Origin of the sequence: Thermomonas sp. (assembly GCF_025993755.1) — a bacterium.
Classification (GTDB): Bacteria; Pseudomonadota; Gammaproteobacteria; order Xanthomonadales; family Xanthomonadaceae; genus Thermomonas.
Map to the genome: position 1 here is coordinate 1 of NZ_JAMQHN010000201.1, position 1,803 is coordinate 1,803.

Sequence of the window (1,803 nt, forward strand, 5' to 3'; positions counted from 1 at the left end):
CGCCCGTGCTGGAAGACATGATGCGGCTCGGCGACGATTTCAACGACGAGATGGTCGCGCGCTGCCGGGACAAAACCTTCGACGAGATCATGGCTGATTACCGACAGGCCCACGCACAGGTGCTGGCGCTGGCGCATCAGTTCACGCCGGAGCAACTGCGCCAGACCGGAACGCTGCCCTGGTATGGTGAGGAATACTCGGTTGACGATTTCGTCGTCTATACGTCCTATGGGCACAAGCGCGAACACAGCGCCCAACTCGACGTGTACGCAGACCGTCTGGAACGCGCTCGCGATATGACGATCCCTGTGCGGTAGGTGGCAGCGGCGCGCGTTAGAATAACGCGGCAGGTCTACGCATGAGGGAATGATTATGCCATCCAGCAATCAGCAGGTGCGCGGGATCATCTTCGATTGGGCCGGGACGACGGTCGATTACGGCTGTTTCGCGCCGACGATGGTCTTTATCGAGGGCTTCCACGCGCATAGTGTCGAGATCACTTTAGAGGAAGCCCGCGCGCCGATGGGGCTGCACAAGCGCGATCACATCGCTGCTGTGCTGGCGCTGCCACGTGTACGTGAAGCCTGGGCGGCAGTCCACGGCGCAGCGCCAACCGACGCCGACGTTCAGCGCGTGTACGATGATTTCGCCCCGCGTCAGATCGCGGTCATCGCACAGTACGCCGCGCCGATACCGGGCGTCGTCGAGGCGGTAGCGGTGTTGCAGGCGCGCGGTCTGAAGATCGGCTCAACCACTGGTTACACGCGAGCGATGCTGGATGCACTGATGCCAGTTGCGGCGGCGCAGGGCTACAAACCGGATGCGTCCGTGGGCGCTGACGAAGCCCTGGCAGGCCGCCCCGCGCCGTGGATGGCCTTCATGAACGCGATGAAGCTCGGCATTTACCCGATGACAGCGCTGGTCAAGGTTGGTGATACGCCTGCTGATATTGCCGAAGGGCTGAATGCAGGCATGTGGACGGTAGGCATCGCGAAGACCGGCAACGAACTAGGCATGAACGCCGCCGAAGTCGATGCGCTTGATGCGACGGATTTGCGGGCTCGGCTCGCACCGATCTACCAGCGACTGTATCAGGCGGGAGCGCACTACGTGATCGACAGCGTTGCCGATCTGCCGCCGCTGCTGGACGACGTCGAGCGGCGGCTGGCTGCGGGCGAAAAGCCGTAGGTCAGCGCGTCAACCGGTCTTGGTCGGCGTGGCAGTGAACAGCGGCTCGCGCGGCGGCAGGATGGCGGTCGGCGTCGGGCTGGGGCCAGGCGTGTTGGTCGCGGTCGGCGTCTCCGTCGGCAGCGGTGTCTCGGTCGGTGTCGGCGTGATCGATGGTGTCAATGTAACCGTCGGCGTATCGGTCGGCGGTGGGGTGTTGCTGGCGGTCGGACTGGGGCCGGGCGTGGCACTCGGTGTCAGGGCGGCGATGAGCGCGCCAACATCAGTGGCGTTGGTCGGGATGGGCGTGAAGCTGGCGACCGGCGTCGGCTCAACGAAATTCTGCCCGCTGCTGATCTGAACGCCGGTCGTGCTAAACACGACTTCGACTCGCTGCCCTCGGTTGCCGAACGTGCCCTGGCGCTGGCCATTGTAGATGACGCTCAGCGCTTCGGCATTGGCGGCGCGCAGTATGATCTCACCCGTGGCCGTATATTCGAGGATCGTCCCTGGCCGGGCGACGCCGCTGAAACGCTCCGCGCCATCGACGGCTACGCTCAACCACGAACGCTGTGTCATTGTGATCGCCACCTGCACGCCCTGGCCGCTGAACAACTGTCCGGCAAACGGTGTCGC

General features: G+C 64.2%; 3 protein-coding genes. 2 read left to right on the forward strand and 1 reads right to left on the reverse strand.

The window, feature by feature from the left end; all coding sequences use genetic code 11:
* A partial coding sequence (locus Q0X16_RS13210) for a hypothetical protein (RefSeq protein ID WP_297835319.1) occupies positions 1-317 on the forward strand: 317 nt, incomplete at its 5' end.
* A gap of 55 nt (positions 318-372) precedes the next feature.
* Complete coding sequence (phnX, locus tag Q0X16_RS13215) at positions 373-1,188, forward strand: phosphonoacetaldehyde hydrolase (RefSeq protein ID WP_297835322.1); 816 nt, start codon at positions 373-375, stop codon at positions 1,186-1,188.
* A gap of 9 nt (positions 1,189-1,197) precedes the next feature.
* On the opposite strand, the gene Q0X16_RS13220 is transcribed toward phnX, so the two are convergent.
* Positions 1,198-1,803 (reverse strand): DUF4115 domain-containing protein (locus Q0X16_RS13220; RefSeq protein ID WP_297835325.1); only part of this gene is annotated, 606 nt, incomplete at its 5' end.